A 6,426-nucleotide genomic window follows, 5' to 3' on the forward strand; every position below is an offset into this window, starting at 1 on the left:
CGGCCCAGCGGACGGCGTTGGCGATGACCCGGCGCACGTCCGGGTGGTGGTAGACGGGGTAGTCCTGGTCGCCGGGGCTGAAGTAGAAGATCCTGCCGTGCCCGCGGCGGAACGTGCAGCCGCTGCGGAAGACCTCGCCGCCGCTGAACGAACTGAGGAAGACCAGCTCGTCGGGGGCGGGGATGTCGAAGAACTCCCCGTACATCTCCTGCTGTTCGATGACGATCGGGTGCGGCACCCCGGCGGCGATGGGGTGCGCGGGGTCGACCGTCCAGACCAGCTCGCGGTCGTCCGCGGCGCGCCAGCGCAGGGTGCAGGTGGTGCCCATGAGCCGGGTGAAGATCTTCGACCAGTGCGCGGAGTGCAGCACGATCAGGCCCATCCCGGCGAGCACCCGCCGGTGCACCCGATTGACGACCTCGTCGGACACCTCGCGGTGGGCCAGGTGTCCCCACCAGGTCAGCACGTCCGTCTCCGCGAGCACCTCCTCGGTCAGCCCGTGCTCGGGCTCCGCCAGCGTCGCCGTACGCAGCCGGGCCCCCTCGCCCAGGTGCTCCGCGATGCCCTGGGCGATGGCACCGTGCATGCCGTCCGGATACCGCCCGGCGACCTCGGGATCGCGCTGCTCGTGGAGTCCTTCGCCCCAGACCGTCACGCGCAGGGCGGCCGGTGGCTTCGGCGACGACATGGCATCTCCCCTTGTGCCGGAAAAAACACGCAGAAAACTTTCGAAGCGGAGTAACGGAAGCTAGGGCGCTCGCGGGGAACCGTCAAGATCCGCGGCAGGCGGCGTGCCGTGGCCGGAGCCAGGGGAATCGAGTAGCGTGCGGGCGACGGGGCGGGCCATGGGAAAGCGCCGCGCCGCGCACTACAATGTTCCGAAAGAATTGTCGGTAGGGCAGAGAGCGGATCGTGACACGTACCGGGATGCCGCGACCCACACTCGCGCAGATCGCCGAGACGGCCGGCGTGTCGATCTCCACCGTCTCCAAGGTCCTCAACGGCCGCGACGACGTCTCGCGGGACACCCGCGCCAAGGTCGACTCCGCCCTGCGCGAGCACCGGTACCGGCGGCGCGGCGCGTCGCTGCACGACCCCGGCGTCCGCTCCGTCGATCTCGTGATGAACGGCCTCGACGGGTCCTGGCCGGCGAGCGTCGCCAGCGGTCTGGAGGCGGCCGCGTACGAGGCCGGCGTGCACGTCGTGATCTCCGTGGCCCGGCAGGGCGCCTCCGCGAACAACCACTCGTCGCAGGACTGGGTGGACCGCGTGCTGGAGCGCGACAGCGCGGGCGTGGTGCTCGGCCTCATCGAGCCCGCCGCCGACCAGCTCGCCCGCCTGCGGGAGGCTCAGGTCCCCATCGTCGTCATCGACCCGCTCAGCGACCCGCCGCCCGACGTGGTCTCCGTGGGCACCACCAACTGGGCCGGCGCCTACGAGGCCACCACCCACCTGCTCGACCGCGGCCACCGGCGCATCGCGCTGGTGACCGGCCCGCCGCACCACCTCTACGCCCGCGCCCGCACCGCCGGCTACCACTCCGCGATGGCCGCGGCCGGCGCCGAGGTGCCGCCCGAGCTGGTCAGGCACGGGTCGTACGACCGCGCGAGCGGCGTGGAGCAGGTGCGGGCGCTCTTCGCGGCGCCGGATCCGCCGACGGCGCTGTTCATCTGCTCCGACCACATGGCCATCGGCGGGTACGAGGCGCTGGCCGGGGCGGGGCTGCGCGTGCCCGAGGACGTCAGCATCGTCGGCTTCGACGACCTCCCCGAGGCGCGCTGGGTCTCCCCGGCGCTGACGACGGTGCGCCAGCCGCTCAAGGACATGGGCGGCAGCGCGCTGCGCACGCTGCTGCGGCTGATGAACGGCGACGAGCCGGAGAGCCCGCGCGTCGAGCTGGCGACGACCCTGGTCGTACGCGGCAGCACCGCCGTCCGCGACTGACCGGAGCGCACGCCTCCGCCGCGGGTCCCGTACCCGCTTTCGAAAAAGTCCCCGTGCGGCCGCGTACGAAGCCTTGACGGTCGGCACGCCCTCTTCCTATCGTCCGTGCGTACGACAAGAGTTGCGAAACTTTTTTAGGACTGGGGAAGGGGTGACGCCCCATGGCCTCCGGCCGGCGGCGGGCTCTGGTGGTGCGCGGCGGCTGCGACGGCAACCGTCCGGTGCAGACGACGAACCTGTTCCTCCCGTTCCTCCGTGAGAACGGCTTCGAGGTCCTGGTCGAGGACTCCCTGGAGGTCTACGAGGACGAGGACCTGCTGCTCGGCACGGACCTCGTCCTCCAGTGCTGGGCCCGGGGCGACATCACCCGCGGCGAGAGCGCCGGGCTGCTCGCGGCGGTCCGGGCAGGCACCGGCTTCGCCGGCTGGCACAGGGGAGTCGTCGACGCCTTCCCGGAGGACCCCGACTACCAGTTGATGACGGGCGGTACGTTCGCCGGGAACCCCGCCGGCCCCGTACCGCTGCGCGCCCACCTGCGCGCCGAGCACGCCGACCATCCGGTCGTCGCCGGACTCGGCGACTTCGCGGTGGACACCGACCCGTGCTGGACGCTGACCGACCCCCTGAACGACGTGCTGGCCACGGTCACGTTCGACCCCGACGACACGCGGCAGCGGGCCGTGGCCGTTCCCGCGGTGTGGACCAGGACGTGGGGCAAGGGGCGCGTCTTCGTCTCCACCGTCGGCCGCGTCCCCGCCGACTTCGGCAACCCCCACGTGCGCACCCTCACCCGGCAGGGACTCCTGTGGGCGAGCCGCTGACGGCCCCGCGGGCCGGCGCCCTGCCGGGCCGACACCCCTCCGAGCCGACACCTCCCGACCGGACCCGACCCCGACACGTACACCCCCCAACTCTCGTAGGAGAGATCACGTGCACAAGAGACGACTGCACAGATGCCTCAGCCTGCTGGCCGCCGGCCTCCTCGCCGGCCCGGCCGTCCTGCTGAGCACCGCCGCCCCCGGGGCCGCCGCGCACGAACCGGAGGCGCCCGCCGCCGAGTTCCAGCAGGTGCCGCTGGCCAAGGGCGACGCCGAGACGGGCGAGCCGATGACCATGGCGATGCTCCCGGACAACTCGGTCCTGCACACCTCGCGCGACGGCACGGTGCGGCTGACCACCGCCGCCGGCGACACCAGCGTGGCCGGCACCCTCGACGTCTACAGCCACGACGAGGAGGGCCTGCAGGGCGTCGGCGTCGACCCCGGGTTCGAGGACAACCGCTTCGTCTACCTCTACTACGCGCCGCCGCTCGACACCCCCGCGGGCGACGCGCCGGAGACGGGCACCGCCGCCGACTTCGCGCCGTTCGACGGCGTCAACCGGCTCTCCCGGTTCGTACTGAAGGACGACGGCACCCTCGACACGGGCAGCGAGAAGAAGGTCCTCGACGTGCCCGCCTCCCGCGGCGTGTGCTGCCACGTCGGCGGCGACATCGACTTCGACGCCGACGGCAACCTCTACCTCTCCACCGGCGACGACACCAACCCGTTCCAGTCCTCGGGCTACTCGCCGATCGACGAACGCGCCGACCGCAACCCGGCCTTCGACGCCCAGCGCGGCTCGGCGAACACCAACGACCTGCGCGGCAAGATCCTGCGGATCAAGGTCGGCGCCGACGGCTCGTACGGCATACCCGAGGGCAACCTCTTCGAGCCGGGCACCGAGAAGACGCGTCCCGAGATCTACGCGATGGGCTTCCGCAACCCCTTCCGGTTCTCCGTCGACAAGCCCACCGGCACCGTCTACATCGGCGACTACGGCCCGGACGCCGGCGCGCCGGACCCCGACCGCGGCCCCGCGGGGCAGGTCGAGTTCGCCCGGATCACCGAGCCGGGCAACTACGGCTGGCCGTACTGCACCGGCGACAACGACGCCTACAAGGAGTACGACTTCGCCACCGGGACCGCCGGCGGCACCTACGACTGCGCGGCCCCCGTCAACAACTCGCCGCACAACACCGGCCTGACCGAACTGCCGCCGGCGCAGCCCGCGTGGATCCCCTACGACGGCGGCTCCGTACCCGAGTTCGGCACCGGCTCCGAGTCCCCCATGGGCGGCCCCGTCTACCGCGAGGCGGAGACGGACCCCGACTCGGCCGTGAAGTTCCCCGCCGAGTACGACGGCGACTTCTTCGCCGGCGAGTACGGCCGCAAGTGGATCAAGCGGATCGAGCACGGCGACGACGGCACCGTCTCCGCGATCAACGACTTCCCCTGGACCGGCACCCAGGTGATGGACATGGACTTCGGCTCGGACGGCGCGCTGTACGTCCTGGACTACGGCACCTCGCCCGACACCCGCGGCCTGTACCGCATCGAGAACATCACCGGCGGCCGGTCCCCGATCGCCGAGGCGTCGGCCGACGTCACCTCCGGGCAGGCGCCCCTGGCCGTGCAGTTCTCCTCCGAGGGCACCACCGACCCGGACAGCACCGACCTGACGTACGCCTGGGACTTCGGTGACGGCGCCACCTCCGACGAGGCCGGCCCCGCGCACACGTACGCCGAGAACGGCACCTACGACGCCGCCCTGACCGTCACCGACCCCGAAGGGCTCAGCGGCAGCGCCAACGTGACGGTCACCGTGGGCAACACCGCCCCCACCGTGACGCTCGACCTGCCCGCGGACGGCCAGCTGTTCTCCTTCGGCGACGACGTCCCCTTCGAGGTGACCGCCACCGACCCGGAGGACGGCGAGGTCGACTGCGCGAAGGTGACCGTCACCTACGGCCTCGGGCACGACGAACACGCCCACCCCATCACCTCGGCCAACGGCTGCACGGGCACCATCAACTCGCCCGCCGACGGTGAGCACGACCCCAACGCCAACCTCTACGGCCACTTCACCGCCACGTACACCGACGGCGGAGGCGGCGGTCAGGGCGCCCTGACCGGGACGGACACCTCCCTGGCCCAGCCGAAGAACCGGCAGGCCGAGCACTACACCGACGCCGAGGGGGTCAAGCAGTTCAGCAAGGACCCGGCCCACGGGGGCAGGACCGTCGGCGACATCCACAACGGCGACTGGATCGCCTTCGAGCCGTACGTGCTGGAGGATGCCACCGCGTTCACGGCCCGGGTCTCCTCCGCCGGCATCGGCGGCACCCTGGAGGTCCGTGCCGGTGCCCCGGACGGCGCGCTGCTCGGCTCGGCCGAGGTGCCGGTGACCGGCGGCTGGGAGACCTTCCAGGACGTGTCGGCGGACCTGTCGGGCGCCCCGGCGGGCACGACGGCGCTGTACCTGGTCTTCACCGGCGGCGACGGCTCGTACCTCTTCGACGTGGACGACTTCACGTTCACGACCGGCACCCCGGTCGAGCAGGACGAGAACGTCCTCGTCTTCTCCAAGACCGCCGGCTTCCGGCACGACTCGATACCCGAGGGCATCGCCGCCATCGAGGAACTCGGCGCCGAGAACGGCTTCTCCGTCGACGCCACCGAGGACGGCGGCGCCTTCACCGCCGGGAACCTGGAGCAGTACGAGGCCGTCGTCTTCCTCTCCACCACCGGCGACGTCCTCGACGCCGGCCAGCAGCAGGCGTTCGAGGAGTACGTCGCCGGCGGCGGCGGTTACGTCGGCGTCCACTCCGCGGCCGACAGCGAGTACGACTGGGAGTTCTACGGCGGCCTGGTGGGCGCCTACTTCGACGGCCACCCGGCGATCCAGGAGGCCACCGTCAAGGTCGAGGACAGGAACCACCCCGCCACCGAGCACCTGGACGAGGAGTGGGTGCGCACCGACGAGTGGTACAACTACCGCACCAACCCGCGTGAGCAGGCCCGCGTCCTCGCCACCCTCGACGAGTCCAGCTACTCCGGCGGCACCATGGGCGAGGACCACCCCATCGCCTGGTGCCAGAGCTACGAGGGCGGCCGGTCCTTCTACACCGGCGGCGGCCACACCAAGGAGTCGTACGCCGAAGCGGCCTTCCGCTCGCACCTGCTCGGCGGCATCCGGTACGCCACCGGCGCGGCCGCGGCCGACTGCGGCGCAGGCGCGGGGCCCGCGTAGCTCCCGGCTACGCCGCCACATGTCAACCTGCGTTGACATCCGCCGGGTGTCAACGTAGGTTGACGTCATGAGTGATGCGACCGAGCTTGCCGAGCGGGCCGGGGGCGCCGACCCCCGGGAAGGGCTCCGGGCCGTCGCCGCGCTGCGGCGGCTGCTGGAGCAGTTGGAGGCCGTGCAGGTGCGCAGTGCGCGCAACCAGGGCTGGTCGTGGCAGGAGGTCGCGGCCGAGCTGGGGGTCAGCCGGCAGGCGGTACACAAGAAGCACGGGAGGCGCTGATGTTCGAACGGTTCACCGAATCCGCCAGGGAGGTCGTCCGCGGCGCGGCGGCCCGTGCGGAACGGGACGGCGAGTCCCACGTCGCCTCCGAGCACCTACTGCGGCAGCTCCTCGACGGATCCGGCACCCCCGGG

The 6,426-nt window shown here is 71.9% G+C and carries 5 protein-coding genes; 4 read left to right on the forward strand and 1 reads right to left on the reverse strand.

Annotated elements, in window-relative coordinates; all coding sequences use genetic code 11:
- A partial coding sequence (locus H5J30_RS13755) for a ThuA domain-containing protein (RefSeq protein ID WP_181787722.1) occupies positions 1–688 on the reverse strand: 688 nt, incomplete at its 3' end.
- Positions 689–927: 239 nt separating this feature from the next.
- On the opposite strand from H5J30_RS13755, the gene H5J30_RS13760 reads away from it, so the two are divergent.
- From H5J30_RS13760 to H5J30_RS13775, 4 genes are all read left to right on the forward strand, one after another.
- On the forward strand, positions 928–1,944 hold the full coding sequence (locus H5J30_RS13760; RefSeq protein ID WP_181787723.1) for a LacI family DNA-binding transcriptional regulator: 1,017 nt from the start codon (positions 928–930) through the stop codon (positions 1,942–1,944).
- 161 nt (positions 1,945–2,105) lie between these two features.
- The gene (locus tag H5J30_RS13765) at positions 2,106–2,765 is read left to right on the forward strand and encodes a ThuA domain-containing protein (protein WP_181787724.1); all 660 of its coding nucleotides are present in this window, start codon (positions 2,106–2,108) and stop codon (positions 2,763–2,765) included.
- Positions 2,766–2,889: 124 nt separating this feature from the next.
- Entirely contained in the window at positions 2,890–6,015 is a 3,126-nt protein-coding gene (locus tag H5J30_RS13770) for a ThuA domain-containing protein (protein WP_374100980.1), read from the forward strand.
- A 67-nt stretch (positions 6,016–6,082) separates the two neighbouring features.
- Positions 6,083–6,292 carry a DNA-directed RNA polymerase sigma-70 factor gene (locus tag H5J30_RS13775; RefSeq protein WP_018835100.1) on the forward strand — a complete coding sequence of 70 codons (210 nt, stop codon included), beginning with the start codon at positions 6,083–6,085 and terminating at the stop codon, positions 6,290–6,292.
- The last annotated feature ends 134 nt before the right edge of the window (positions 6,293–6,426 follow it).

Source organism: Streptomyces phytophilus (assembly GCF_013870535.1).
Classification (GTDB): Bacteria; Actinomycetota; Actinomycetes; order Streptomycetales; family Streptomycetaceae; genus Streptomyces; species Streptomyces phytophilus.

Coding starts and splice junctions, on each gene's coding strand:
- H5J30_RS13760 (WP_181787723.1), top strand. CDS start 928: ATGCCGCGACCCACACTCGCGCAGATCGCCGAGACGGCCGGCGTGTCG.
- H5J30_RS13765 (WP_181787724.1), top strand. CDS start 2,106: ATGGCCTCCGGCCGGCGGCGGGCTCTGGTGGTGCGCGGCGGCTGCGAC.
- H5J30_RS13775 (WP_018835100.1), top strand. CDS start 6,083: ATGAGTGATGCGACCGAGCTTGCCGAGCGGGCCGGGGGCGCCGACCCC.